Source organism: Corynebacterium incognita, from assembly GCF_014217255.1.
Taxonomy (GTDB): Bacteria; Actinomycetota; Actinomycetes; order Mycobacteriales; family Mycobacteriaceae; genus Corynebacterium; species Corynebacterium incognitum.
In genome coordinates, this window is the sequence record NZ_CP059404.1 from 350395 (window position 1) to 376644 (window position 26250).

At 62.6% G+C, this 26250-nt stretch carries 21 protein-coding genes; 3 read left to right on the forward strand and 18 right to left on the reverse strand.

The features are described 5' to 3' along the window. Nucleotides 1–50: 50 nt before the first annotated feature. Together H0194_RS01700 and H0194_RS01705 are read left to right on the forward strand one after the other, a co-directional pair. Nucleotides 51–470, forward strand: coding sequence for a cupin domain-containing protein (locus tag H0194_RS01700; RefSeq protein WP_185176168.1), 420 nt, complete (start codon nucleotides 51–53; stop codon nucleotides 468–470). A gap of 130 nt (nucleotides 471–600) precedes the next feature. Further along, nucleotides 601–1008, forward strand: coding sequence for a TetR-like C-terminal domain-containing protein (locus H0194_RS01705; protein WP_185176169.1), 408 nt, complete (start codon nucleotides 601–603; stop codon nucleotides 1006–1008). A 75-nt stretch (nucleotides 1009–1083) separates the two neighbouring features. Here the strand turns inward: H0194_RS01705 and rpsP are convergent, their stop codons facing one another. Continuing rightward, the gene (rpsP, locus tag H0194_RS01710) at nucleotides 1084–1620 is read right to left on the reverse strand and encodes a 30S ribosomal protein S16 (protein WP_185176170.1); all 537 of its coding nucleotides are present in this window, start codon (nucleotides 1618–1620) and stop codon (nucleotides 1084–1086) included. 351 nt (nucleotides 1621–1971) lie between these two features. Here rpsP and H0194_RS01715 point away from each other — a divergent pair, with 351 nt between their 5' ends. Further along, nucleotides 1972–4302, forward strand: a complete 2331-nt coding sequence (locus H0194_RS01715) for an acyltransferase family protein (protein WP_185176171.1) — start codon at nucleotides 1972–1974, stop codon at nucleotides 4300–4302. Here H0194_RS01715 and H0194_RS01720 read toward each other — a convergent pair. The 17 genes from H0194_RS01720 to gdhA all read right to left on the reverse strand — a co-directional run bounded on the left by H0194_RS01720 (nucleotide 4226) and on the right by gdhA (nucleotide 26075). Further along, on the reverse strand, nucleotides 4226–5437 hold the full coding sequence (locus tag H0194_RS01720; RefSeq protein ID WP_185176172.1) for a TIGR04053 family radical SAM/SPASM domain-containing protein: 1212 nt from the start codon (nucleotides 5435–5437) through the stop codon (nucleotides 4226–4228). The genes H0194_RS01715 and H0194_RS01720 overlap by 77 nt on opposite strands. 85 nt (nucleotides 5438–5522) lie before the next feature. Then, nucleotides 5523–7175 (reverse strand): signal recognition particle protein, encoded by a 1653-nt coding sequence (ffh, locus tag H0194_RS01725; RefSeq protein ID WP_185176173.1) that lies wholly within the window; start codon nucleotides 7173–7175, stop codon nucleotides 5523–5525. Between the two features lie 81 nt (nucleotides 7176–7256). Continuing rightward, on the reverse strand, nucleotides 7257–7694 hold the full coding sequence (locus tag H0194_RS01730; RefSeq protein ID WP_185176174.1) for a cation:proton antiporter: 438 nt from the start codon (nucleotides 7692–7694) through the stop codon (nucleotides 7257–7259). Continuing rightward, complete coding sequence (locus H0194_RS01735) at nucleotides 7694–7951, reverse strand: MrpF/PhaF family protein (protein ID WP_185176175.1); 258 nt, start codon at nucleotides 7949–7951, stop codon at nucleotides 7694–7696. Before H0194_RS01735 ends, H0194_RS01730 begins: the two co-directional genes overlap by 1 nt. A gap of 6 nt (nucleotides 7952–7957) precedes the next feature. Further along, the gene (locus H0194_RS01740) at nucleotides 7958–8353 is read right to left on the reverse strand and encodes a Na+/H+ antiporter subunit E (RefSeq protein WP_185176176.1); all 396 of its coding nucleotides are present in this window, start codon (nucleotides 8351–8353) and stop codon (nucleotides 7958–7960) included. Beyond that, nucleotides 8353–10014, reverse strand: coding sequence for a monovalent cation/H+ antiporter subunit D family protein (locus tag H0194_RS01745; protein ID WP_185176177.1), 1662 nt, complete (start codon nucleotides 10012–10014; stop codon nucleotides 8353–8355). The genes H0194_RS01740 and H0194_RS01745 overlap by 1 nt, the downstream gene beginning before the upstream one ends. After that, entirely contained in the window at nucleotides 10014–10475 is a 462-nt protein-coding gene (locus H0194_RS01750) for a sodium:proton antiporter (protein ID WP_185176178.1), read from the reverse strand. The genes H0194_RS01745 and H0194_RS01750 overlap by 1 nt, the downstream gene beginning before the upstream one ends. A gap of 4 nt (nucleotides 10476–10479) precedes the next feature. Beyond that, nucleotides 10480–13302: a DUF4040 family protein gene (locus H0194_RS01755; RefSeq protein ID WP_185176179.1), complete on the reverse strand. Its 2823-nt coding sequence runs from the start codon at nucleotides 13300–13302 to the stop codon at nucleotides 10480–10482. Between the two features lie 232 nt (nucleotides 13303–13534). After that, nucleotides 13535–15547 carry a signal recognition particle-docking protein FtsY gene (ftsY, locus tag H0194_RS01760; RefSeq protein WP_185176180.1) on the reverse strand — a complete coding sequence of 671 codons (2013 nt, stop codon included), beginning with the start codon at nucleotides 15545–15547 and terminating at the stop codon, nucleotides 13535–13537. Between the two features lie 82 nt (nucleotides 15548–15629). Next, complete coding sequence (gene smc / locus H0194_RS01765) at nucleotides 15630–19169, reverse strand: chromosome segregation protein SMC (protein WP_185176181.1); 3540 nt, start codon at nucleotides 19167–19169, stop codon at nucleotides 15630–15632. A gap of 50 nt (nucleotides 19170–19219) precedes the next feature. Continuing rightward, a complete protein-coding gene (locus H0194_RS01770; protein ID WP_185176182.1) occupies nucleotides 19220–19531 on the reverse strand; it encodes an acylphosphatase in 312 nt (103 codons plus the stop codon). 25 nt (nucleotides 19532–19556) lie between these two features. Beyond that, the gene (locus H0194_RS01775) at nucleotides 19557–21065 is read right to left on the reverse strand and encodes an alanine/glycine:cation symporter family protein (protein WP_246389101.1); all 1509 of its coding nucleotides are present in this window, start codon (nucleotides 21063–21065) and stop codon (nucleotides 19557–19559) included. 177 nt (nucleotides 21066–21242) lie between these two features. Next, nucleotides 21243–22160 (reverse strand): bifunctional DNA-formamidopyrimidine glycosylase/DNA-(apurinic or apyrimidinic site) lyase, encoded by a 918-nt coding sequence (mutM, locus tag H0194_RS01780; protein WP_185176183.1) that lies wholly within the window; start codon nucleotides 22158–22160, stop codon nucleotides 21243–21245. A gap of 12 nt (nucleotides 22161–22172) precedes the next feature. Continuing rightward, nucleotides 22173–22943: a ribonuclease III gene (gene rnc, locus H0194_RS01785; protein ID WP_425486440.1), complete on the reverse strand. Its 771-nt coding sequence runs from the start codon at nucleotides 22941–22943 to the stop codon at nucleotides 22173–22175. After that, nucleotides 22940–23476: a YceD family protein gene (locus H0194_RS01790; protein WP_185176185.1), complete on the reverse strand. Its 537-nt coding sequence runs from the start codon at nucleotides 23474–23476 to the stop codon at nucleotides 22940–22942. Before H0194_RS01790 ends, rnc begins: the two co-directional genes overlap by 4 nt. Before the next feature lie 38 nt (nucleotides 23477–23514). Next, nucleotides 23515–24246, reverse strand: coding sequence for an SPFH domain-containing protein (locus H0194_RS01795; protein ID WP_185176186.1), 732 nt, complete (start codon nucleotides 24244–24246; stop codon nucleotides 23515–23517). Between the two features lie 482 nt (nucleotides 24247–24728). After that, nucleotides 24729–26075 carry an NADP-specific glutamate dehydrogenase gene (gene gdhA / locus H0194_RS01800; RefSeq protein ID WP_185176812.1) on the reverse strand — a complete coding sequence of 449 codons (1347 nt, stop codon included), beginning with the start codon at nucleotides 26073–26075 and terminating at the stop codon, nucleotides 24729–24731. Nucleotides 26076–26250: the final 175 nt, after the last annotated feature.

Sequence of the window (26250 nt, forward strand, 5' to 3'; positions counted from 1 at the left end):
AACGGTAAACTCAGTATTAATTAGCCCGCCTAGCCAGAAAGTCCCCTACCATGACCGAACTGCCCATCAACTCCCCCAATACCTTTGGCGCCGCGAACACCAATGCTGGCGCCGAGGAGATGACCATCATCGACATGCTTGCCGACGCCCCCTCACCCCAGCCCGGCCGACCCCGCCCGGCGGTCCAGCGCCTCGCACAGGCCGACGGTGTCAACGTCATCGCCTTCAATTTCGCCCCCGGCCAAGACCTCCCCGATCACAAGGCTGCGCACCCCATCACGGTACAGTGCCTGTCCGGCAGCCTGGACTTCACCTGCGAGGATAAGACCGTTCACCTGCGCCCAGGAATGGTGCTCCACCTGCCCGCCTACCTCCCACACCGTGTCGACTGCCCCGAACGGACTGCCCCGCCCACGGACAACATTCTGCTCCTTATGATGCACACCGGGGAAGTTCCCAATAAACACTAACCGTTTCGGCAGCTCAAGCACCATAAAAAGTTCACACTAGTGCCGTCGCCGCCGTCGGGGGCCTGAACTACAGGCAGCATTCGACGACACCCTGGTACGCAACGCCGCGGAATCCGCCCGCCACAAGCTCATGGCTTGTCGCGAAACCTATGTGGACTTTGCCACCGCTAACAAAAACTTCTTCGACTGCATCATCGCCTCAAAGGAATTCGGACTGACCCATGTTTTTGACATTCCCGAATCCACTATCGCTACCCCAGGCACTGTTGGTAACTCTGAGGTGCCCACCTACACAGCCTTTGCCGATCTCATCTACGACATCGCCAAAGAACAAGGAACGACCGCCGAAATCTCGCATGTCGACGCCGCCTTCGTCGCCGTGTGGTCGGCCGTCCACGGCCTCGCTGTACTTCTTAACAACGGATATTTTGACGTATACGGCGACGAGAAGAAAGCAATGATTGCCTTCGCGGTCATCGCCAACGCTCTCCGCGGCATCTCCTTGGACGAGGTGACCGAACCACACCACAGCGACTAGCGCCCCTTACGACAAAAGAAACCGCCTGACAACGTAAACGTTGCCAGGCGGTTGAGCATTCAAAGTCTTTACGACCTATTCAGCGGACTCCTCAGCCGGAGCCTCGGCCTCGGACTCGGTCTCTGCCTCGGTCTCGGACTCAGCAGCCTCTGCTGCCTCAGCCTCGGCGGCAGCCTTCTCGGCGGCTTCCTTCTCAGCAGCAGCCTTAGCCTCTGCCTCTTCCTTAGCCTTCTGCTTCTTCTGCGTGATGGCCTCGATGGATGGGCCGTTGTTAGCCTCAGCCAGAGCCTCGTTGAAGAGATCCAGCTTGGACTTCTTCTCCTCGGCAACCTGCAGGGTGCCCTCGGCACCGTCCAGGCCCTTGTGCTTCTGCCAGTCACCGGTCACCTTGAGCAGTGCGAGAACCGGCTCGGTCGGCTGTGCGCCGACGCCCAGCCAGTACTGTGCGCGCTCGGTGTCGATGTTGATGACGGACGGGTTCTGCTTCGGCTCGTAGGTACCGATGGTCTCGATGACCTTGCCGTCGCGGCGGGTGCGGGAATCAGCGATAATCACGCGGTAGTGCGGGGTACGGATCTTGCCGGTACGCTGCAGCTTAATCTTTACAGCCATGGGATGGCTCCTTTACTTCTAGTCACTGGGCAGTTCAGACGCCTTGAAGCGCGATGCTTCAGGCCGGTTCAACCCTTGGATTTAACCTGCGTGTGACAGTTACCCGACGACCGTAGACGCACAGGGTGTTACGCAGGAAAAATATCAAATTTTCAGGTACGAGTGTCATGGCCCCGGGCGCCAACAAACGGCGCTGCGGCCACAGACGCTCAATACTTTACAAGCTGCCCTGCCTATTCCCAAAAATCCCGCCCGGGTGCCGTGCCTAAAGGCACCCTGGCCACAACGCCGGGGTAGGCTACAGACGTTAAAATTCACCCTCGACGTTGGTCAAAGGCTGCTTGCATCACTATGTCTGCTGAATCTTCCAAATCCTTCCAATACCGCTATGACCTTGATGGTCTCCGCGGTATCGCGATCGGGCTCGTGGTCATCTACCACGTGTTTGTCGGTCGGGTTTCGGGCGGTGTGGACGTGTTCCTGTTGCTGTCCGGCTACTTCTTCCTTGGTTCGCAGTTGCGCTACGCCGGCAAACCCGACGCGTCGCTCAATCCGTGGTGGCCCATCTGGCGCATGCTGCGGCGCCTCGCGCCCGCACTGATGCTCACCGTCGGCGTCACGTTCATCCTCATCCAGATGTTCACGCCCGAGCTCATGCGCACCGAGCTCACTCGACAGATCACCGCCACGGTGCTCTACTACCAAAACTGGGAGCTCGCGGCCCAAAACGCCGACTACGCCGCCGCGTCTGCAGAAACTTCTCCCCTGCAGCACATGTGGTCCATGTCGGTCCAGGGACAGTTCTATATCCTGGGCATCGCCTTCGCCATCGTCCTCGCGGCGCTAGCCAAGTGGCGCCGCGCGGCGCACGGGCCGTCGACAAGCAATCGCATCTCCGCAGGCGAGTTCGACGGCCGCGGCTTCGTCTTCGGTATCGCCGGCCCAGTGTTGGTGATTGTCACCATCGCGTCCTTCTTGTACGCCTCCCGCCACGGCCTATTTGGCACCCCGGAGAACTACTATTCCACCTTCTCCCGTACCTGGGAGCTCACCCTGGGCGCAGTGCTGGCCATCTACGGAGCCAAGATCAAACTACCCGCACGCTTGGCTGACATTCTTGCGGTAGTCGGACTGATCTTGCTGGCCTCCACGGGCATGTTCATCGCGAACGTCACCGCCTACCCCGGCCCGCTGTCGTTGATCCCGCTGGGCGGCGCCATCTTCATCATCATTGGCGGCGAGGGCAAGGTGGCCAACGCGATGGCATCGAAGTCCATGCGTTGGCTTGGCGACGTCGCCTACTCGCTCTACCTCTGGCACTGGCCGCTGCTGATTCTCTCCACGTCGTATTTCCAGTTCGACACGCCGCCGTGGTGGCTGGGGCTAACCATTATCGCGCTGTCCCTGGTGCTTGCGGATCTCACGCACCGCTTCGTTGAAGCGCCCCTGCGCCAGCGCCGCAAGCGCCCGCTCGCGGGCGAGCACCCCGTACGCGATGGGTTGGCTTCCCTGCGCCAGACCGCGGGCGCCTGGCGCGGCGTCGGCGGCGTGGTGACTGCGGCTGCTGCGGTGGCGTTGCTCGCTATTACGCCGTGGTGGGATTCCACGGTGGAGGATGCCCGCACCGATACGCTTAACGCCGAGCAGTACCCGGGCGTGATGGCGCACTTTGGCGCCGAGGCGCCAGCGAACCTGCCGGTGGAGCCAGATCCCGTACTGGTGGGCGGCATCATGCCACCTGTGTCTACGGACCACTGCTTCGTACCGAAGGCCGCGCCTGGCGACAGCTTCCACGTGGTCACCAAGGACGGCAACCCCTGCGTCTACGGCGATCCTCATGGCGAGAAAACCGTCTACCTCGTTGGTGGCTCCCACGCCGAACAGTGGTCTTCTGGCCTGGACAAGCTGGGCAAGAAGATGGGATTCAAGCTCGTTCCGCTGCTGCGGCAGGACTGCCCGCTGCAACTGGGCGACTACTACGACTTGAGCCCGGAGTGCCAGCAGTGGACGCAGCTGGCGGTGCAGAAGGTCGTCGATGCCAAGCCGGATCTGGTCATCTCCAACACCACTCGCCCGCAGGGAGAGATCGGCACCGGCCCCGACTACGTGCCGGCCGGTTACATCGGCTTCTGGCAGGCGCTTGCCGACGCCCAGATTCCGTTCCTCGGCCTGCGCGATAACCCGTGGGGCTTTGACGAGCAGGGCCAAAGCCGCGAATTTGACGAGTGCTATGTGGCCAAGGGCGACGCCGTGGGCTGCGGTATGAAGCGCGACCAGGTCTACTTGCCTAAGGATCCGTCCAAGCACTTCCTGGATCAGCTGCCCAACATGAAGGGTATTGACACCTCGGACTGGTTCTGCGAGGAGACCGACTGCCCGGTAGTCATCGGCAATATTTTGGTCTACCGCGACATGCACCATATCTCCAACGCCTTCGCGGACTCCGCGATGCCGCTGCTGGAGAAAGAGATCGCGCCGTTCCTGGCTGAAAGCTACTCCCCAACCCCGGGGCCGACCTTCCCGAACACCCCGGGTGTGCCCGCCCCGGCCACACCGCAGCCGGGTGAGCCCGCCGCCGTGCGCCCGGACGCTCCGCAGGAAGTACTTACGGACGAGCCCGTTCCTGCTCAGCCGACTCAGCCCGCCCAGCCTGCTGCGCCTGCAGCTCCAGCCACGCCTTAGGAACGTACGAGCAGGTCGGATCCGACGCCAGGGGATCGCCGGTGACGGCGTAGGCCGTGGAACGCGACCCTCCGCAGACGTCCGCGAATTCGCAGACCGAACACTTGCCGGACCAGCGGGACGGGTTGCGGAGATCCCGGAACACCGGCGAGTGTTCGTAAATCTCCGGCAGCGCCTGCTGCTTCACGTTGCCACAGTGCAGCGGGAGGAAACCGTTGGGATAGACGTCGCCGATGTGGTCGATGAACACGAAGCCGCTACCCGCGTTGATGGCCATGGGCGGGCGCGGGCGCCGCGGCTGGGCGGGAACCTCTCCGAGCAACCTTGTGGTCTCAGCGGTCAAATAGCGGTAGAGCTCACCGCCGCTGTACCCCGGCTTACCCTGCTCCTTCGCCGCGGTGCGCTGGAGCACCACGCGCCGATATTGCGGCGCCTCGGTGGTCTTGATGGCCACGCGGTCCGAGACGTCGTACAGCCAATGCAGCATGTCTTCGCGCTCGTCGGGGCTCAGCGCACCCAGGCCGGTTCCGCGGCCGGTAGGAACGAGGAAGAATACGGACCACAACTTGGCGCCCATACTAATGACGCGCTGCAACAGCGCCGGGGCCTCCTTGGCGTTGTTTGAGGTAATGGTGGAGTTGATCTGCAGCCGGTAGCCAATGTCGGTGACCATTTCCGCGGCGTCCACTGTGGCAGCGAACGTTCCGGAAAACCCACGAAAGTAGTCGTGGGTCTCGGCTACGGCGCCGTCAAGGGACAGCGACAGCGCCGATCCGCCAGCCTCTCGAAGACCCTCCAGGCGCTCACGGGTGAGCCGTGGGGTCACCGACGGGGACAAAGACACATTGAGCCCTAGCGACGTCCCGTATTCGGTCAGCTCCTCCAGGTCCCCGCGCTCAAAGGGGTCACCGCCGGTGAGCACCACCAGCGGATAAGGCTTCGGGTACGTGGCAATCGAGTCGAGCAGCGCCTTGCCCTCTGCGGTGGTCAGCTGCCCCGGGGCCGGGTCGTGCTGGGCGTCGGCACGGCAGTGTTGGCACACCAGCTGGCAGGCCCGGGTCACTTCCCAGATGACGATGAATGGCTTGGTGCCAATGTCATGACGCACGGTGCGCACGAGCGGTGTGGATTTCATGGTGGCTGCAGCCTCCCGGGATCAAAAAATACGGCTATTAATTCGATAATAGCCGTATTTATTGCGTGAGCCTAGTCGGGCGCCCCTACTTCTTCCCTTTGCCGAAGTCCAGGTTGTTCAGGTCGATGTTCTCCATGCCCTTGGGCAGCTTCCCCATGCCAGGGAATCCGCCCATACCCGGCATACCGCCGCCGGCGCCCATCTGCTTTTGCAGCTGCTCCAGCTCCTGCGGGGACGGCATCTGGCCGCCGCCAGGCATGCCCGGCATTCCTGGCATACCGCCCATACCCGGGCCCTTGGGCTTGTAGCCGCCGCCCTTGCCCTTCTTGCGCTTGCCGTTCTTGCCCTTGCGTCCCTTCGGCTTCTTCTTGGTGGCAGAACGGCCGCCCATTCCACCCATGCCGAACTGGCCAGCCATCTTGCTCATCATCTTCTTGGCTTCGAAGAAGCGCTCGACGAGCTGGTTGACGTCCGCGACCTCCACACCGGAGCCGTTGGCGATGCGCTTACGGCGCGAAGCGTTAAGAATCTTCGGATCTTCGCGCTCGGCCGGGGTCATACCGCGGATGATGGCCTGGATGCGGTCGAGATGCTTCTCGTCCACCATGTCGGCCATCTCGTTCATCTGCTTGCCGCCGGGCATCATCTTCAGCAGATTGCCGATGGGGCCCATGCGGCGAATCATGAGAAGCTGGTCCAGGAAGTCCTCCAGCGTCAGCTCGCCGGAGCCGATCTTCGCGGCGGCTTCCTCGGCCTTCTGCTGGTCCATCGTGGCTTCAGCCTGTTCGATGAGGGTCAGCAGGTCGCCCATGCCCAGGATGCGCGACGCCATGCGCTCGGGGTGGAAGATGTCAAAGTCTTCGAGCTTCTCACCCGTGGAGGCATAAAGGATCGGCTTGCCGGTGACCTCACGAATGGACAACGCCGCACCGCCGCGGGCGTCACCGTCCAGCTTGGTCAGCACAACGCCGGTGAAGTCCACGCCGTCGCGGAAAGCCTCGGCGGTCTGGACCGCGTCCTGACCAATCATGGAGTCAATAACGAACAAAACTTCGTCAGGGTTGACCGCATCACGGATGTTGCGGGCCTGGGTCATCAGCGTTTCGTCGATACCCAAGCGGCCCGCGGTATCGATGATGACGACGTCGTGCTGCGCGTGCTTGGCTTCTTCAATACCGGCCTGAGCAACCGCGACGGGATCGCCGTGGGAGGTGCCCATCTCGTGCTCGTGGGAGTCGATGGAAGTACCGGGATCCGGTGCGAAGGTCTTCACCCCCGCGCGCTCGCCAACGATTTGCAGCTGCTGCACAGCGCCCGGGCGCTGCAGGTCACACGCGACCAGCATCGGCGCGTGACCCTGCTTTTCCAGATGGCGCGCCAGCTTACCGGCCAAGGTGGTCTTACCCGCACCCTGCAGGCCGGCGAGCATGATGACCGTCGGCGGGGTCTTGGACAGGTTGAGGCGGCGGGTCTCACCGCCGAGGATCTCAATGAGCTCCTCGTTGACAATCTTGACCACCTGCTGCGCCGGGTTGAGCGCCTCAGAAACTTCCGCGCCCGCCGCGCGCTCCTTGATGCGCTTGATGAAGGCACGCACCACGGTCAGTGAGACGTCCGCCTCCAGCAGCGCCAGACGGATCTCGCGCGCCGTGGCGTTGATGTCAGCTTCAGTCAGCTTGCCCTTGCCACGCAGGCCGCCCAGCGCGCTTTGCAAGCGATCGGATAGTGATTCAAACACGAATTTATATCTCCGTAACTAGAAGTTGGTTCCGTCCCAGCCTAGTCGGACGCCTCCGCGAACAGCACATCGCCACCGCGGTTAGAACGAGAGCGGCCCTTGGAGGTCCTCTTCGGTGCGGTTGAGTTTTTCCAGCAGCGTGATGGACTTGTTCACTTCTTCGGCGTCCGCGCCCTCCGGCGCGGGGACCTCCGGTTGCAAGATGTCGGCCTCGTTGTATACGGCACCCACCACCGCGGTGCGGCGCAGCAAGGCGGAGCGCGCCACCAAGAGCGTACCCATCGACGACGTACCCAACAAGATGACGATCGCCGCTACGCAGAGGATGAAGTTACGCCAGGTGGGGTCGTACAGCACCACACCGAACAGGACGAAGGTCACGCCAAAACCTGACGTGGTGCCCAGCACCGAGATGCGGGCATAGACGTCGCGGAAGTACAGCATGCCGGAGGCACAGACCGCGAAGTTGATGGTGCCAAAGATGATAAAGATGGCTCCAATAATGTGCAGGATAGGCATTAGCGGGCACCTCGCATAAGCGCGCGGGACAGGGATGCCGCGGACAGAAAGCCCACCACCGCCGCCACGAGCACGAGGTCGTAGGCGTAGTGGGAGCCCCCGCGGAAGCCTAGTAGCGCGATTTCGGGGATCAGGATGAACATGAGCATGTCGGCCGCGGAGACGCGATCCACGCGGTTGGGGCCGACCAAGATGCGGTAAATCGCAGGCAGCGCGCACAACGCGATGACCACGATGGCAATGTCAATAACAATCATGTCAGGTTATGCTCCTTTGCCAATCGAGCCCGCCGGCTCGTTGAACGTCGGCCGCAGCATGACGCCTTTGAGCATGCGGCGTTCCATGTCTTCCAGGTCAGCTCGCAGTTCGTCGGCGTCCTTGTTGTACATGCCGTGGACGTACATCACGCGTTGCCCGTGCTCGTTGTTCTCACTGGCGCCAACCACGAGGGTGCCCGGGGTGATGGTCACCAACGCCGCGAAGAGGACGTAGTGGTTTTCTGATTCGGACAGCGACACATACCGCGCGATACCCGGGGTGGAGTCATGCCCCACCGTAATGAGGTCGTGGAGCACCGCCCAGTTAGCGGAGATGAATTCCTTGATGTACCACAGCCAAAAACCGATAAAACGCAGGGGAAATGACAATACGCTATTCATTAGTGGTTGTTCACCGCCTCAACATAGGAACTGGTATCCATTAGACCCTGGGCTGCGACCTCGGACCAATTCATGAGGACCTCAGCACCAACACCGATGGCCAGCGACAGAACGGCGAGTGCCACTGCGGGCGCCGCCAGCCAGCCGCCGACGCGGTGGGAATCCTTGTATTCAGTGTCGTGTGGTTCCGTCGCCGTGGCCGTGCCCGTCGCAGACACTGCGGTCGACGTGCTTTCCGACGTCCCGTCGGACTCCGGGTAGATAGCCACACCGCCGCCGAGGGTCGCGCCCTCGCCGTCCGGGTCCTGCCCCGCCGCGGGGTCCGGCGCTGGCTGCTTCGTATCGCCCCAGAACACGCCGTTCCAAATCTTGAGCATCGCCACCAGCGTGAGCAGGGAGACGACGACCATCATGATCATCGCGACGTATTCGGTTGCTTCCCACGCCGCAAGCATGAGCCCGAACTTGGCCACGAAGCCGGAGAACGGCGGGATGCCTACGAGCGAGAGCGCGGCGGCGAAGAAAGCGACGCCCAGGACAGGTTCGCGCTTCATCATGTTGGTGGCCTTGCCCAGCTCGCCGGTGCCGTACTTGACCTCGATAGCACCGGTGGACATGAACAACGAGGTCTTCACCACCATGTGGTGGATCAGGTAGAAGATGCCTGCTGTCATGCCCAGTTCGGTGAACATTGCGACACCCAGCAGGATGTAGCCGATGTGCGAGACCATGTGGAAGGTCAGGATTTCGCGCGTGGTGTTTTCTCCCACTGCACCGAGCACGCCGATGAGCATGGTCAGCGAGAACAGGACGATGCCGATCCACAGCCAGCGGGAGTCGCCGTCGAAAAGCACGGCATACCAGCGGTAGATGGCGTAGATGGCCACCTTAGTGTGCAGGCCGGAAAACAGCGTCGTGATTGCCGGGGAGGTGTACGGGTAGCTGCGAGAGAGCCAGGAGTGCGTAGGCACCACCGAGGCCTTAATCATCATCGACAGCAGCGCCAGACCGGAGGCGATGGCCACAGCTGGATCTTCCTTGGCCGCGCCGGCCAGCTGCCCCAGGTTCACCGCACCCGCGGTGGCATAAATGAGGCCCGCCGATACCAACAGCAGCGTGGAGGCAAACAGGTTGGCGCCAATGTAGAGACGCAACCCTGCCACTCGCAGGCTACCGCCGCGGCGATGAATGGTCATGGCGTACAGACCGTAAGACGGCAACAGCATGACCTCAATGAACACGAAGAAGTTGAAGATATCCGCCGTGAGCAAGGTGCCAAACACACCCGTCATGAGCACCAGAATGAACGGTGCGAAGAAGGGCTCGCGGCTATAGCCCGATGCGGTTGCGAACCACACGCAAGCCAATGCCAGCACTGACACGATGGTCAGCATTAGCGCGGAGAACATATCCGCCGCAAACGGAATGGCTACGCCCGGGGCCCAGCCACCTGTGCCGTGCGCCAGAACGTCACCGTCACTAGTGATAGCAATCAGTGCGCCCGCACCACCCAGCGCAGCTAACAGCACCACGCTCAGCACAACGTCTTGGAGCCACTGCACCTTACGTAGCGCAGTGAGCAGGCCAGCAGCGACCAACGGAATGGCGACGTAGAGCTGCAGGAGCGACGCCAAAGTCTCGTGAGAAATTCCGAAATCCACTACTCTTTCACCTCCGCCGTGCCGGCGGCGCCCGCGTTTTCTGCGGCGTCACCAGCGTCTACAGGGCGGTCGTTGCTGTCGTGGGCAAAGCTCACGTCTACGTCCTCATCAATGCTCTTGTCCGCCGGATCCTCTTCCAAGGGATCGCGGCCCGGACGGGTGTAGTCGTCTTTCTTGCCCACCGCTGCTGTCACCAGCATGAGGATGGACAAGGAAAAGGAAATCACGATGGAGGTCAATACGAATGCCTGCGGGACCGGGTCGGCGACGGCTCCCATCTCCCCCGGGGCGTATTCCCCAAAAGGTTCCTCGCGCCACGCGGTGCCGCCGGCAGACATCAAAATCAAGTTAGCGGCGTGCCCCAACAGCGTGAAACCGAGCGCGATGCGCAGCATGTCCCGCTGCATCATCAGGTATACGGCTCCTGCCATAAGCAGGCCTGCAGAAATTGCCAGAGTCATCGTCCTAGTTCCTTTCTGCCCGGGACATCGCCTCGAGGCGGGCTTCGCGGTGCTCATCGAGCTGCACCACTTCCTCCTCGTCTGACTGGGGAAGACCCAACATGTTGAGGGCGCCCAAGATGACACCCATGACGGATAGGTACACGCCGAGGTCGAAGAAGATCGCCGAGGACTGGTGCATGCCAAAGATCTCAAAGTCGATGGAAGTGAGGAACGAGCCCTGGAAGTAGCCGACCAAGCCGGTCACCGCCCCCACGAAAATGCCCAGACCAATGAGCGTGAAGTAATGGAACTTGATTCTCGCTTCGTTGTTAGCCGGGGCGGCCAGATAGAGCAGCGCGAAGCCAGAAGCACCGACCAGTGCCGCGATGAAGCCACCACCGGGTTCCATGTGGCCACGGAAGAACAGCGCCAACGACATCACGATGATGATGGGGCCCACAACCTTGGCAGTCACGCGCAGGAACACCGAGTTCAGACGTCCGCTAATGACCGGCGACGCCGCGTCCAGCAGGTTCTGACGAATGGGCAACATTTTGTTGGTGTACAGCAAGCTCGCGATGGCCAGACCGGCCATGCCCAGCACGGTGAGCTCGCCCATCGTATCGAAGGCTCGGAAGTCCACGAGGATGACGTTGACGATGTTGTGTCCGCCGGTTTCCTTGTAGGTGTTCTCTAGGAAGTACTCGGCCAGGTCGGTCTTCTCGCGGTGGCCAGACAACGCCAGCACACCCAACATCGTGGTGATGCCCATGCCGCCGGCCAGCACCATGGACCAGAATTGGCCCGCCCCCTTCTCCGGGGTGTAGTAATCCGGCAGGCGGTGCAGGATGAGCACCATAATGCAGACTGTCAGGAACTCCACCATCAGCTGGGTCATGGCAACATCCGCGGCGCCCAGTGCGAAGAACCACAAGATCATGCCAAATCCCACCACGGAGATAACCACCACAGTGGTCAGGCGGGAGCGGGCCTTAACGGTGGCCACGACGCCCAGCGCGATGAGCAAGGTGTAAATCCAGTCCACGTTCTCCGAACGTTCGGCCGGTACTGGCGGGATGTCCCCCAGCGTGAATAGACCGACCACGCCGAGCGCCATAATCGCGATCATCGGCAGGGCGAGGTGGCGGCGCATCGAGGTAGTACCGGAAGCGCGTGCCACGTACTTCTCGCCGAACTCCGTGATCTGCTCACGCAGGAAGTCCACCACCCAGGTGCCCTGAATCGGGGCATTGAAAGCAGCCAAGGTGTTGACCAGATGACGCTGGTACATCACCAGCACGATGCCGGCGGTGATAATCAGCGCGGACAGCCCCAGCGGGATGTTGATGCCGTGGAAGATGGCGAGGTGCGCGTGCTGCTCGGCACCGGTGGCAGCCGTGGCGGCGTGAGACACCAGGGCGTCGAAAAGCGCGGGTGCCAAGCCACCGACAAGGGTGACGATACTCAGGATGCCCGGCACGAACCAGAATGCCGCTGATGCTTCCTTGATGGTGGTGACCTTCTCCCCCGCCTTCTCGCGGTCTTCCAGTGCACCTGCAGGAGCACCAAAAACGCCAAGGATGTAGCGGAAGGAGTAGGCGAAGGTGAACATCGACGTCACCACAACCACGGCAAGCACCATGGTCACCACAGTGTCCGGCAGCGGGGCCTCGTAGATTGCCGTAATCAGGCCTTCCTTAGACACGAAGCCGAACAACAGGGGCACGCCCGCCATCGAGGTCGCGGAGATCGCCACGATGATCTTGGTGGCAAGCATGTCAATGCGCATAGTGCGCAGCTCGGAGTACTTGCGGGTACCGGCCTCGTGCTCGACAATGCCCACGGACATAAACAGCGCCGCCTTGAAGCACGCGTGCGCGATGGTGTGCACCACCGCAGCCATGATCGCGGCCTCGGAGCCAATGCCTACTGTGAGCACCAGCAAACCAAGCTGCGACATGGTGGAATAGGCCAGCAGCTCCTTGAGGTCATCGCGACGCACGGCCGTCATCGCGCCGAACAACGCAGTGAAACCGCCACAGGCGATGAGCAGAACATTCCACACCTGCACCTCGTGCACGAGCGGCGAGTAGCGCAAGATCAAATAGATGCCCGCTTTCACCATCGCTGCCGCGTGCAGATACGCCGAGACCGGAGCGATAGCAACCATGGAATCCGGCAGCCAGGCCTGGAACGGGAACTGCGCAGACTTAGTAAACGCCGCCCCCGCCAGCAGGACGGCCACCAAGGTGAGCACCCCAGGGTGCTCGGCCCAATAACCGTGGGCAATGATCTCGTCGATCTTCATCGTGCCAGTGGACACCGCCATGACCACGGTGGCGGTGAGCAGGAGCAAGCCGCCGAACACCGTGACCAGCAGCGTGCGAATCGCGGGGCGGCGCCCTTTCTCACCTGAACTGGCGATTAGGAAGTACGAGCACAGCGTGGTCAACTCCCACGACACGTAGAACACTACGAGGTCGTTGGTGGTGACCAACATGGCCATGGCCGCGGCAAAGCCACAAATGAAGAAGTAGAAGGTCCCATCCCTGTGGTGCAGGTAGCGCGTGGAATACATCAGCACGCCAGCGCCGATGAGCAGCACCAGCATGAGGAACACCATGGACAAGCCATCCAATCGGAAGTCTAAGTCCGCGCCCAAGGATGGGATCCAAGCATAGGTTTCAGTGTGAATCGCGCTGCCTGAATAGACACTGATGGCAAGCCCTGCCGCGACGAGCAGGGGAAGCGCCAGCAACCAACCGGCATCGCGACGCAAAAGTCGCGAGGCCAGCGGGACCGCCGCCAGTGTCAGACCGAGCAACACCATGAGTGAAGCAATCATCGTCAAAAATTAATCCTGTGAGGTGAAGGGATGTAGTTCGACTGAAATAGCAAAAGCGCGCTTAGACAGCGCGCTTTCATACAGAGTTTTAGGGCTCAATCCCTGACAAGTGGGGTCCCCACGACGTCACGTATCCATTGGTGCCGCAGTGCGCCACACCACGGGTGTTGGGATTTTTCGTGAGCATCATGATTTCCCAAGATTATCATGGTCGCCCCGCCAACATTAATTTCTACTGTGACGCAGGACCCAGGAGGGCATCCACGAAGCCCTCAATCTCAAACGGAGCCAAATCATCGGCACCCTCACCCAAACCTACGAGCTTCACCGGTACGCCCAGCTCTTCTTGGACCTGGAAGACGATGCCTCCCTTCGCGGTGCCGTCCAGCTTGGTGAGCACCAAACCGGTGATGTCCACAATGTCGCGGAACTTGCGCGCCTGCATCAGGCCGTTCTGTCCCACGGTGGCGTCGACGACCAACAAAACCTCGTCCACGTCGGTCTTCTTTTCCACTACGCGCTTAACCTTACCCAGCTGGTCCATCAAGCCCACGGACGTGTGCAGGCGGCCTGCGGTGTCGATGAGCACGACGTCGACGCCCTGCTCCACGCCGGCAGCCACGGCATCGAATGCCACCGCTGCGGGGTCCGCGCCTTCCTTGCCGCGCACGGTGGAGGCGCCCACGCGGCGTCCCCAGGTTTCCAGCTGGTCCGCCGCCGCGGCACGGAAGGTATCCGCCGCACCGAGCAACACGTTGTGCCCCATGGACACGAGCACACGCGCCAGCTTGCCGGTGGTGGTGGTCTTGCCCGTGCCGTTGACGCCAACGACCATCACCACAGCCGGCTTGCCGTTGTTCGGCATCGCCTTGATGGAGCGGTCCATCTCCGGCTTACCAGCCTCAATGAGCACCTCGCGCAGCATCGCGCGGGCCTCTGCCTCGTTGGCAACGCCGCGCTCCGCGATGCGCTCGCGCAGCGCCTCGGTGACCTTCAGCGTGGACTTGGTGCCCAGGTCCGCCATGATGAGGGTGTCTTCCACGTCCTCCCAGGCGTCCTCATCCAGGTCACCCTCGGACAGAATTCCCAGTAGGCCCTTGCCAATCGCGTTCTGCGAGCGGGACAGCCGGCCACGCAGGCGGCCAATACGGCCGGCAGCCGGTGCGATCTCTTCTGTCTGCTGGCCACCATCGGCGATCACGGAATCCTTCACCGCCGAATCCGTCGCCGCGGCCTCCGCAGAAGCGGCAGGCTTTGCCTCGTCACGCGCAGCTGCTGCCGACGCCGCCGTCACCCCGGCCGCTACCGCTGCTTCCTCGGCCTTGGCTTCCTCGTTCTTAGTTTGCTCGGCCTTGGACGTCTCAGTCTTGGGCTCGTCGCTCTTGGCCTCCGTTGCCTGCGCCTTATCTTCCTTGCGCTCTTCAACCTTGGCGTCCTTTGGCTGCGCAGCGACCTCGGGGGCGTGCTGGGCTTGATTTTTGTCCTGGGTGCCGGCAGCGTCCTGCTTGTCGACGCCCGCGTGAGGCTTGGCGTCGCCCTTCTTTTCTGCGTCGGCCTTCTCGGTCTGTTCCTTCTTGCCCGAGGCAGCGGTAGCGCCAGCGATGGCCGCGCCGCCTACTCCCCCGGCTACGGCCGCGGAGGTCGCACCCAGGCGCTCCTTATCGGTGCCCTTGTCACCGGCCTTGCCAGACGGCTTCTTGTCGCCCGCATCAACGGTCTTCTCATCAGCCTTGGGCGCAGCCGCCTTCGCCTCAGAGGCCTTCGCCTGGGAGGATTTCTCCTCGGCCTTGGTGGGAGCGCTGTCCTGGGGCTTCGCTTCCGGCGTGGGACCGGCCTTTGGTGCCACAGCCTTGGCCGCAGAGGATGTGCTGTCGGAGGACTTGGCGGCGGCTACCTGGGAGTTGTTGGTGCCATCCTTGAGAGTGGAGGCCTTCGTCGAGGTTGCCTGGGTCGACGTTGCTTTAGTCGACGTCGCCTTGGTGGAGTCGGCCTGAGGAGTTGCGGGAACCGCCTCCTTCTCCTTCTCGGCGGGAGAAGAACCGGCCGGGGCGAAGTTAAACCCACCCTTGGCCTGGTAATTTCCTGACTTCTCCTCGCGCGTGAGTTCCTTGGGCTCGTCCTTCTTCTCAAAGGAGACCTTTTTGGCGTCGGCGCGCTTCTTACCAATAACAACGAGGGCGATCACCATCAGCAGCAGAAGTACCGCCACGCCAATGATGATCCACAAGGCTAAGTTTCCAGTCATGCCTTCTATAGTGTCAGGATTTGTGTCCGTTGACACCTTCAGGGGGTGAATTTCCGCGAAACATTGCCGCGGTACGGCGCAGCTAGGCGTCAGAGTTCACGCCGAGACGTTCCGCATCCGCGCTCGCCTGTTTGGTGGCGGGTGCCGCGCCGGCCGGGTTCATGCGCTGGCTGAGCACGCGGGTCACACCATCGCCACGCATGGTCACGCCGTAAAGCACGTTGGCCACATCCATCGTCGGCTTCTGGTGTGTGATGACGATGAGCTGCGAATCGTGGCGTAGCTCCTCAAACAGCGCAATGAGGCGCCGCAGGTTGACGTCATCCAGGGCCGCTTCTACCTCGTCCATGACGTAGAACGGGCTGGGGCGCGCGCGGAAGATGGCCACCAGCATCGCCAGGGCCGTCAGCGACTTTTCGCCGCCAGAAAGCAAGGACAAGCGCTTGACTTTCTTGCCCGGCGGGCGGGCCTCCACCTCAATGCCGGTGGCGAGCAGGTTGTCCGGCTCGGTGAGGATGAGGCGCCCCTCGCCGCCGGGGAACAAGGTGTTGAAGACCTTGGGAAACTCCGCCTCCACGTCTTTCCAGGCGTCGGCGAACAGTTGCAGGATCTTTGCGTCCACGTCCTCGATGACGCCGATGAGGTCCTTACGCGCCTGGATGACATCATTGAGCTGCGTGGACAGATAGCTATAGCGCTCCTCCAGAGCTTTGTACTCCTCCAACGCCAAAGGGTTGACCTTGCCAAGCGCGTTGAGGTCACGCTCCGCCTGCTTGAGGCGCTGGTTTTCCGCAGCGCGGTCAAAGTCTTGGGCCGGGGTGTAGTCCTGCAGAAGGTCCAGGATAGCAATGCCGAGCTGGTCCACCACCTTTGATTCCGCCTCGTCCACGCGGACCTGTGCCTCCGAGTAGGCGATGTCCGCTTCATGAGAGGACACGCCCAGCCTGTCGGCGTGACTGCGCGCCGCGGACACCGCCTGCTTCGCATTCTGCAACTGTGCGGTGAGCTGGTTTTTCTCCTCGGTGAGGCGGTCGCGCCGCGCGGTCACGCGCTCGAGCACTTCGGCCGCGCGGGCGCGGAGGTTCTGGGCGTGCTCATCAACCGCAGCGGCGAGGACAGCCTGGGCACGCCGGCGTTGCATGGCCTGCTCGTGGCGGGCTTTGGCCTGACGCTCGTGCTCGGCCTGCCGGCGCAGGGCGTCGCCGCGCCCGGCCACGTGGCCCACCTTGTCCTGGGCCGTGCCCAATGCTAGCTGGGCCTGCATCTCCATTGCCTTGACCTGCTCCAGCGCAGTGGCTGCGGCATCGCGGGCTGCGGTGTTCGGCTCTGCGTCGTCCTCGTCGCGTTCCACGCGGGAGAGGCGATCGCGGACCTCCGCGAGTTCCTTGCGCAGTTCACTGAGCCGCACCTCTGCCGCAGTAGTGTGCGCCGCGGCCTTTTCGTGCTCGGACTGGTTCGCCTCATATTGCTTGGTCAGGCGTTGTGCGTCGCGCTTCCAGGAGTCCACGATGGTGTCGTGCTCGCGCAGCGCAGCCTTCGCCGACGCCGCCTGCACTCGTGCTTCCTCCGCAGCGATCTTCGCGCCCTCGAACGTGCCAGAGAGTTCCTGTAGTTCTCGGCGCGCGGCGGCCAGTTCCTTGTCCGCCTCGGCGATGCGCGCGCTGACCTCGACCGTGGTGGGCGCACCGGTGCCGGCCTGCATCCAGCCTTCACCCACTACGACTCCGCCGCGGGTAACGGCGCGCAGGCGCGGGTCCTCCCCTACAATCGCGCGGGCGGTGTCAACGTCGGCGACCAACACGACGTCGGCAAGCACCCGGTTTACCGCGGCAGCCACGGACGGTTGGCACTCAACGTGATCGAGCAGCCAACTGGTGTCCGCGGGCAAGTTCGCTTCCAAACGCCAGCCACCGGAGGCGGCGTTCCGCGAAGCGGAACCGCCGCCGAGAGAAGCGCCGATGACCGTCGTGCGCGCTGCGTTGTGCAGGGATTCGGACAGCGCCGCGGCATCGAAGCCATCGCCGGACGTGGTGGAGAGCGCCTCGGCGAAGGGACCCAGCGCCGCGGCCACGGCGGACTCCTCGGTGGTGCTGAGGAATTCAGCGAGAGGTGTGAAGTCTGGCCCCAGGTCCACGGCATCGGGGGCGGAGTCCTGCAAAGTGGCAATGCGCGATTCGAGCGTGGCGACGGCGCGTTCCAGCTCGCGCTGCTGATCCCGCAGCTGTTCGAGGCGCGACTCTGCGGCCGCGGCCTCGCTGGCCGCACGGACGTGTGCTTCCTCGGTATCGGCGCGCTCCGCGGTAAGCTCGTCCACCTTCGCCTGCGCATCCGCCGCCTCCTGCCGCGCCGCGACGGCGCGTTGCTTGGAGTTGTTCAGTGCCTCGTCCTGGCGTTGGATTTCTTCCTCCGCCGCGGTGACCTGGGTACGCAGGGATTCCTCGGACGCGAGCAGACGCACCACGCCCTCGCGGCGGTCCGCGATGGCGCGCACCTGTGCCATGTGCTCGCGCTCCGCAGCCTGGAATTCCTCCTGCCGCTCAGTCACCTCCTCACGGATGTCCTCCAGCCGTTCCGCGGCTTCCTCAGCGGCTTCCCGCAGGCGCTCTTCTTCCTCGTCGGCCGCAGCCGCGCGGGCGAGGAGATCGTCAGGGTCCTGCCCGGTGTACGCCACTTGGGCGCCCACGTTGGAGGCGCGCTCGGCGGCGATGCGCTCGGTGGCTGAGATACGCTCCGAGAGGTTAGACAAGTCAAACCACAGCTGTTGGGCCTTGTCGGCGGCGGGGGCGGTCTCCCCTAGCTGCTCTTCAAGCTCCAGCTGCACGCCGGAGGCTTCTTCCAGCTGCTCCGAGACCTCGGCGAGCTGCTCCCGCAGCTGCTCCGCGCGCCGTTCCGCTTCCTCGGCCTTGCGGCGCACGCGCACAATGTTGTCGCCCGCCAATCGCAACCGAGCGTCGCGCAGGTCCGCCTGCACGGTCGCCGCGCGCTGCGCTGCCTCGGCCTGGCGCGCCAGCGGTTTGAGCTGTTTTCCCAACTCGTCAGTGAGGTCAGTGAGGCGATCCAGGTTGGCCTGCATGCCGCCCAGCTTGCGGTGCGCTTTCTCCCGGCGGCGGCGGTGCTTGAGCACGCCCGCGGCCTCTTCGATATAGGCGCGCCGGTCCTCCGGGCGGGACTCGAGGATCTCCGCGAGCTTGCCCTGCCCGACGATGATGTGCATCTCGCGGCCGATGCCGGAATCCGACAGCAGCTCTTGGATATCCATCAGGCGGGCCTTGGCGCCGTTGATTTCGTATTCGCTCGCGCCGTCACGGTACATGCGGCGGGTGACGGACACCTCGGAGTATTCGATGGGCAGGGCACCGTCCGCGTTGTCTATGGTCAGCGTAACCTCGGCGCGCCCCAAAGGCTTGCGATCGCCCGCACCCGCGAAGATGACATCTTCCATCTTGCCGCCGCGCAGGGTCTTTGCGCCTTGCTCACCCATGACCCACGCCAGGGCGTCCACAACGTTGGACTTTCCGGAGCCGTTGGGGCCGACGACGGCACAGATGCCGGGTTCAAATTTTAGGGTCGTCGCAGACGCGAAGGACTTGAATCCTTTGAGCGTCAGCGATTTCAAATACATCGGTGACAGTGTAGCGAGGCTGCGTGCGCAGACCTAAACTAACGCGCCTTTTAGCGCTCGACGAAGCCGCCTTCCCCCTTAGGCTCGGCCCACTGCTCCACCACTAGCGTCACCTCACCCGGCCGGCCTGCGCTGCTCGGCTGCTCCCCCAATAACTCCAGCAGACGCACGCAGTGCTCGGGTGGTCCCTCGGCAACGATCTGGACGCGGCCGTCGGACAAGTTAGTGGCGTGACCGTGTAATCCGAGCTCTAAAGCACGAGAGCGCGTCCACCACCGAAACCCCACGCCTTGCACGTGACCGTGCACGAAGGCGGTGAGGCGGGTGGAGTCCGCGCTTGTCGACGAATCCTGTGGGTCCATGCCCCGCTATCTTAGCGGCTGGTCCTTAGCGATAGGTCCACGGATTGTTGCCAGTATCGGAGACCCCAGCGTCCGGGTCGGACTCCAGCACAGCGATGTCGCGCTGGTTGGTGTTGTCCAGGTGCAGGCGATCTTCGTCGCTGCGGCGGGTCACCGGGTCCGTGCCATCCCAGCACTCCACGTTCTTCAGCTCCGGCAGCATGTCGCGGTGGAAGACCGGGTCTACGCCCTGGCGACGCTGGTCGTTGAAGTTCTTGAGCAGCTTGATGGCTACGCCAGCGAGCGGCACGATGGCGGCAACGTTGAGCAGAACCATGGTCGCGGCGCCGGTATCGGCCAGTGCGAAAACCAGCGGCAGGGAGCCCACGCCACCGAACCACACGAAGAACACAACGACGAGGCGGAAGATGGTCAGCCACAGCTTACTGTCGCTCAGGTAGGTGACGTTGGCTTCCGCCAAGTAGTAGTTACCCAGGATGGAGGAGAACGCGAGGAAGAAGAGGATGAAGGTGATGAAGTGGATACCCCAGCTACCCACGGAGTCAGCCAGTGCGGTCTGAGTCAGGGACACGCCTTCCGGCTCAACACCGAACTCGGTAATCGGGCCGAGCAGGATGATGAAGGCGGTGATGGTACACACCACGAGGGTGTCAAAGTAGACGCCCAGGGTCTGCACCAGGCCCTGCTTGACCGGGTGGGACACAGACGCGGTTGCCGCGGCATTCGGTGCGGAACCCTCGCCGGCCTCATTCGAGAACAGGCCGCGCTGAATGCCCTTGAGCATGGCCATGCCCACGGTGGCACCGGCAATCTCCTTGAACCCCAGAGCGTGGCTCACAATCAGGGAAATCATGCCTGGGACTTCGTCGATGTTGACGATGATGACCCAGAGGCCGATAAAGATGTAGGCCAGCGCCATGAACGGCACGATGACCTGGGTGAGGTTCGCGATGCGCTTAACGCCACCAAACACCACCACTGCAGAGAACGCCGCGATGATCGCGGAGACGGTCCACTTGAACGTCATGGAATCTTGATTGAAGGAGGTACCCAGGGAGTCCACGATGGCGTTGGTCTGGAAGGCGTTGTAGACGAAGCCGAAGGTAAACGCGATGGCCACGGAGAACAACACGGACAGCGGGGTCCAACCCAGGCCGCGGCGCATGTAGTACGCCGGGCCACCGCGGAAGGAATCGCCGTCGCGTACCTTCCACAGCTGCGCCAGGGTGGATTCCACGAAGGCGGTTGCGCCGCCGAGGAGGGCGATGATCCACATCCAGAACACCGCGCCGGGGCCACCAACAGAGATTGCCACGGCCACGCCGGCAACGTTGCCGGTGCCCACACGCGACGCGGCGGAAATTGTGAAAGCCTTAAACGCGGAGATGCCGCCGAAGTCGGGGTCCTCGTCGCGGCCCTTGCCGCTTGGTCGCTCGACGACGGCCTTGAACATATCCGGCACCATGCGCAGCTGCACCAGCGCAGTGCGGCCGCCGAAGTAGACGCCCGCTGCAATCAGCAGCCACGGGACAATCTAGGTCCACAAAAAATCATTAACCGTCCCCACGACGGTATTCAATAATTCCATGCGCGTAACCCTATCGCGACGAGTGTGACTTGTCATACTCACAACGCGGACATTAAGCCGCCTTGCACCGGCAACGTCCGCCCACCCGCCACCTCCGAGGGCGCGATTAATCCTTAAACCACGCTAAATCACCTGGCAGTTGGCACAGTGGTGACTAGAGCGCCCGCGGATGACTGTGCGCAGGATCTCAGCGCCGCAGCGGTCACAGTCTTGTCCCGCGCGGCCGTACACGTGCAGCGAGCGCGAGAAATAGCCGGATTCGCCATTGACGTTCACGTACAGTGCGTCGAAACTGGTGCCGCCCTGTTGTAACGCCTGCACCATGACCTGCCTCGCGGCGTCGAGAAGCCGCAGCACGTCCCGGTGCCGCAACCGGGATGCTGGGCGCGAGGGTACGATGCCTGCGGCCCACAACGCCTCATCGGCGTAAATGTTTCCTACCCCCGACACCACCGTCTGGTCCAGCAGCACCGCCTTGATCGGCGCCTTCTTCGCCCGGATGCGCCGCGATGTCGCTACGGCGTCAAAAACCTCCTCCAACGGGTCCGCCGCGATGTGCGCAATGTGCTCTGCGCCCGCGAGTTTCCAATACCCGAACGTCCGCTGGTCCACGAAGCTCAACACCTCAGGCGACTGCGGCTCGGCCGAGGTCACATCAACCGAGGTCACATCTGCTGGGGCCGCGTCTGCCGAGACCGCACTTTCTGCTCCCGCCGTTATGGGGTCTGGAATCAGCTCCGCCTGGGCACGGATGTGGCGCGAATTGACCTCACCGATGCGCAGCTGCCCCGACATCCCCAGATGGATATAGAGCCGATCGGCGTGCTTATCGACGCCGCGTTCTGGCGCAAGGTCGAGCCACATAAACTTGCCCCGCCGCGAGACGCCGGTGATGGTGCGCCCGGGCAGCACTGTCTCTAAAGGAAGCTCGTTGCCGCGGGCCGCGCGCGGGTGCAGGATGTTTACGGCGCCGAACGTCGTGCCGCGGACGAAGGGCTCGAGCCCGCGGCGCACCACCTCGACTTCAGGTAACTCCGGCATCGCGACGCCGCGTTACGCGCCCGCGCTGGCGGTATTGGCCACCAGCTGCGGTTTTTCTTTCAGCACAGTGATGGCGGCCTGCGCGGCCTGTTGTTCCGCGAGCTTCTTGTTCTGGCCCACGCCCTTGCCCAGCTCGTGGCCTGCCACCGTGACGAAAGCCGTAAACGTTTGGTCGTGTTGCGGGCCCTCCACGGACGCGGAGTACACCGGCATCTCAGCCTTGAGCTCTGCGCAGCGCTCCTGCAGGATCGTCTTCCAGTCGGTGTGGAAGCCGGTCACCGTCGCGGTATCAATCTTGTGCTGGAACAGTCGCAGGATCACCCCACGCGCCGGCTCGAAGCCGTGTTCCAGGTAGATCGCGCCGAACAGTGCCTCGGTAGTGTCGGCCAGAATCGAGTCCTTGTTGCGGCCGTCCGTGGCGATCTCGCCCTTACCCAGCAAGATGTGCTCGCCCAGCCCAATGTCACGGGCGACGTCGGCAAGCCCGTAACGGGACACGATGGACGCGCGCATTTTCGAAATGTCAGACTCTGGGCGCGATGGGTAAACCTCATACAGCTTATGGGCCACCGAGAGCCCCAGCACGGCGTCGCCCAAAAACTCCAGGCGCTCGTTGTTGGGTAGGTGACCATGCTCGTTCGCAAACGAACGGTGCGTCAGCGCCAACCGCAAGCCTTCATCGCTGAGCTGGACCCCGAGGGCGTCGAGAAGCGGTGCGTGGTCGACGGCCGCAAATTCTGCGGCGAGGGCTTCTTCGCCGGTGAGCTTGTTCTTCTTACTCACAGGAACTTCTCCAGTCCGCTCCATCGCGGATCGACGCGCTCCTCCTCGCCACTGATCCCCGTGGTGACGCCCTCGGCGGTGGGTACCTCGTTGACACATTCGCCTTCGCACGTGGGGTTGAAAGGCAACGTCAGGCCGACCTCGTCAATGACGGTCTGCAGCAGATCCAGCTCATCAATGTTGATGATTGGGGTCTCGTCACCCGAACCGGCGTCGGCCTCGTCCTCGGGATCTCCGGTGATGGAGTCCTCATCCGCAGCAAAAAACTGGCTCACGTGCACGTCAAGTGGCGGGTGTAGCTCCGCCAGGCACCGCGAGCACTCGCCGGTCAGGGTGCCGGTGACATCCGCATCCACCAGGATGCCGGTGCCCAGCGGGGTCAGCGTGGCGTCCACGGTGACGTCATCGCCCTTTTTGATGGCGATCATTTCCACGCCAATACGCGCGGGCGCTGGCCCGGTTTGGGTGCGCTGCTCTGGCATGGTCTCACCGCGCAGCAACTGCGCGACGTTAAATACAAAAGGAGAATTCATAACGCCTCCCACACTACCCTTGCGGTGCAAATCGGACCCTAGCCGCGGTAACGGCCGTAGCCCTCATCCTCTGCGGCCCAGTCGCTGCGTTCACCACGGTCACCGCGGTCACTACCCCGCACGCCCGCGCCGCGGCGCAGCGCGGCACGGTCGCTGGAGATGGTGCGCAGGACCGTGGACAGCGTCTCCTCAAACTCACCAAGCTTGCCGTCAACGAACTCGTCGCAGTCCGTGCGCAGCTTCGTGGACTCCGCGTGCGCGGTATCGACGATGCGGTGCGCTTCGTCGTTGGCACGGCGCACCACCTCAGATTCGGATACAAGGCGGTCCTGCTCTGCCTGCCCCTCGGCCACGGTGCGCTCGTAGGTCTCGTTGGCGGACGCGATGGTGCGGTCCGACTCCGAACGCGCGCTATCTACCATTGCCGTGGCATCGGCGTCAGCACGTGCCAAGGTCTCGTCGGCGCGGGCCTCGGCGTCGTGGATAATACGGTCCGCCTCCGCCTGGGCGCGGGCCACAATGTCGTTGGCCTCGACGTCCGCGTCCGCGATGGTCTGGTCCGCGCGTTCCTCAGCACCCCGGATAATCTCGTCCTGCTTGTCCAGGACGTCCTGCGCATCATCAATCTCTACGGGCAGCGCATTGCGCAGATCGTCTAAGAGCGCCAGCATCTCATTGCGCGGCACCATACAATTCGACGTCATGGGCACGCCATAGCCCTGTTCAACGTTACGGACGAGGTCATCTAAGGATTCAAAGACGCGATACATGACTTCAGGTTACATTGCTACCTGCAAAAATTTCATCAGCTAAAAAGGGAGTGTTGCAGGCATGAGCATGAGGAGGTCTCCCCTTGAGCAGCTCATGCAAACACCCCGTCACAACGGGGCGTCGTGATAAGTACAGACACCGCTTCAGAGAAAATTTCCGCTAAAACAGGTGCCGAATTTTTGTTGGTCCTTGAAAACCTGCTCTCATCCGCTTCGGTGAAACTGTTGCACTCTCTACAAGACTTTATCGCTCGAGATAGTGTGTCAGGATTACTGGTGCGCACCCCACCGGTCACACAATATTTGCCTAAGGTCCCCTTACTTCCAGCCTCATCGAGGAAATACACTGCACCGTCGGTAGACAACGGGAGGCGGATACGAGGTGGCTGAATCCGATTCTCTGCGCTCATGGACGCAGGTTATCGAGCGCCCTAGACCTTAACCTCCCGCAATGTCCACTACCGACGTGCCAAGCAAGGAAACTAAATCACTCCCTGCGCCAGCATCGCGTCGGCGACCTTCTTGAAGCCGTGGATGTTGGCGCCGAGGACGTAGTCCCCTTCGCGGCCGTACTCCTTGGCAGTGGCGTCCACGTTTTTGAAAATGTTGCTCATGATGGTGCGCAGCCGCTCGTCGGTGTAGTCGAAGGACCAGGAATCACGCGAGGCGTTCTGCTGCATCTCCAGCGCGGAGGTGGCCACGCCACCTGCGTTGGCTGCCTTACCTGGGGCGAAGTGCACGCCGGACTGCTCGAATACCCGGATGGCTTCCGGAGTGGACGGCATGTTGGCCCCTTCTGCCACATAGCGCAAACCATTGTCCACGAGCAGCTGCGCGGATTCGCCGTCGAGCTCGTTCTGGGTCGCGCACGGCAGCGCGACGTCCGCAGCCACCTCCCAGATATTGCCGCCGTCGACGTAAGAAACGCCCTCGCCCGCCTCAGCGGCGTAGGTGGACATGCGCTCGCGGCGCACCTCCTTGACGTCGCGCAATAGTTCAATGTCCACGCCCTGCGGCGTGTGGACGTAGCCCGATGAGTCGCTCATGGCAACCACGGTCGCGCCAAGCTCCTGCGCCTTGTGCGCGGCGTAGATGGCCACGTTGCCGGAGCCGGAGACGATAACCTTGGCGCCGGAGAGGGACTCACCCTGCGAGGCCATCATCTCCTCGGTGATATACACCGAGCCGAAGCCAGTGGCCTCCTTGCGCACCAGGGAGCCGCCCCACGCCAGCCCCTTGCCAGTAAGAACGCCGGACTCGTGGTTATCCGTCAGGCGGCGGTACTGACCAAACAGGAAGCCGATCTCGCGCCCACCCACGCCGATGTCACCGGCGGGAACGTCGCGGTATTCGCCGATGTGGCGGTGCAGCTCAGTCATAAACGACTGGCAAAAGCGCATGATCTCGCCCTCGGACTTACCCTTGGGGTCGAAGTCCGAACCGCCCTTGCCGCCGCCGATGGGCAAGCCGGTCAGCGAGTTTTTGAAGATCTGCTCGAAGCCCAAGAATTTAATGATGCCCAGGTTGACCGAGGGGTGGAAACGCAAGCCACCCTTGTACGGCCCCAGCGCCGAGTTGAACTGCACGCGAAAGCCGCGGTTGACGCGGATCTCACCGCCGTCAGCAATCCACGGCACTCGGAAGATGAGCTGGCGCTCAGGCTCGCAGAGGCGCTCGATAAGGCCAAAGTCCGCGTAGTGCGGGTCCTTCTCCAGCACGAACCTCAGCGAGTGCAGAATCTCTGCCACCGCCTGGTGGAACTCCGGTTCTCCGGCGTTGCGCTTGAGGAGCTTGTCATAATATTCAGAAATCTGGGCATCTACGTTCATATTGTTAACCTCCATGAAAAATATAATATTATCCAGGTCACTAAAGCTAATCCCACCTAGCCCCCGTCACGAATCACCACGGTACACTGCCGCCCCACCTCTGTGCGTCACGGCCTTCCCCCAAACGCCGCCCCCTTAAACGCCCCACAATTACACTCCACGCCCGCCGACGACG

What these genes read in the sequence shown, in the direction of transcription:
- mutM (WP_185176183.1), bottom strand. Translation starts at nt 22,160, where the DNA reads ATGCCGGAGTTACCTGAAGTCGAGGTGGTGCGCCGCGGGCTCGAGCCC.
- H0194_RS01715 (WP_185176171.1), top strand. Translation starts at nt 1,972, where the DNA reads ATGTCTGCTGAATCTTCCAAATCCTTCCAATACCGCTATGACCTTGAT.
- H0194_RS01795 (WP_185176186.1), bottom strand. Translation starts at nt 24,246, where the DNA reads ATGTATCGCGTCTTTGAATCCTTAGATGACCTCGTCCGTAACGTTGAA.
- smc (WP_185176181.1), bottom strand. Translation starts at nt 19,169, where the DNA reads ATGTATTTGAAATCGCTGACGCTCAAAGGATTCAAGTCCTTCGCGTCT.
- H0194_RS01735 (WP_185176175.1), bottom strand. Translation starts at nt 7,951, where the DNA reads ATGATTGTTATTGACATTGCCATCGTGGTCATCGCGTTGTGCGCGCTG.
- H0194_RS01790 (WP_185176185.1), bottom strand. Translation starts at nt 23,476, where the DNA reads ATGAATTCTCCTTTTGTATTTAACGTCGCGCAGTTGCTGCGCGGTGAG.
- gdhA (WP_185176812.1), bottom strand. Translation starts at nt 26,075, where the DNA reads ATGAACGTAGATGCCCAGATTTCTGAATATTATGACAAGCTCCTCAAG.
- H0194_RS01730 (WP_185176174.1), bottom strand. Translation starts at nt 7,694, where the DNA reads ATGCCTATCCTGCACATTATTGGAGCCATCTTTATCATCTTTGGCACC.
- H0194_RS01740 (WP_185176176.1), bottom strand. Translation starts at nt 8,353, where the DNA reads ATGAATAGCGTATTGTCATTTCCCCTGCGTTTTATCGGTTTTTGGCTG.
- rpsP (WP_185176170.1), bottom strand. Translation starts at nt 1,620, where the DNA reads ATGGCTGTAAAGATTAAGCTGCAGCGTACCGGCAAGATCCGTACCCCG.
- H0194_RS01700 (WP_185176168.1), top strand. Translation starts at nt 51, where the DNA reads ATGACCGAACTGCCCATCAACTCCCCCAATACCTTTGGCGCCGCGAAC.
- H0194_RS01750 (WP_185176178.1), bottom strand. Translation starts at nt 10,475, where the DNA reads ATGACTCTGGCAATTTCTGCAGGCCTGCTTATGGCAGGAGCCGTATAC.
- H0194_RS01755 (WP_185176179.1), bottom strand. Translation starts at nt 13,302, where the DNA reads ATGATTGCTTCACTCATGGTGTTGCTCGGTCTGACACTGGCGGCGGTC.
- H0194_RS01770 (WP_185176182.1), bottom strand. Translation starts at nt 19,531, where the DNA reads ATGGACCCACAGGATTCGTCGACAAGCGCGGACTCCACCCGCCTCACC.
- ftsY (WP_185176180.1), bottom strand. Translation starts at nt 15,547, where the DNA reads ATGACTGGAAACTTAGCCTTGTGGATCATCATTGGCGTGGCGGTACTT.
- H0194_RS01720 (WP_185176172.1), bottom strand. Translation starts at nt 5,437, where the DNA reads ATGAAATCCACACCGCTCGTGCGCACCGTGCGTCATGACATTGGCACC.
- H0194_RS01705 (WP_185176169.1), top strand. Translation starts at nt 601, where the DNA reads ATGGCTTGTCGCGAAACCTATGTGGACTTTGCCACCGCTAACAAAAAC.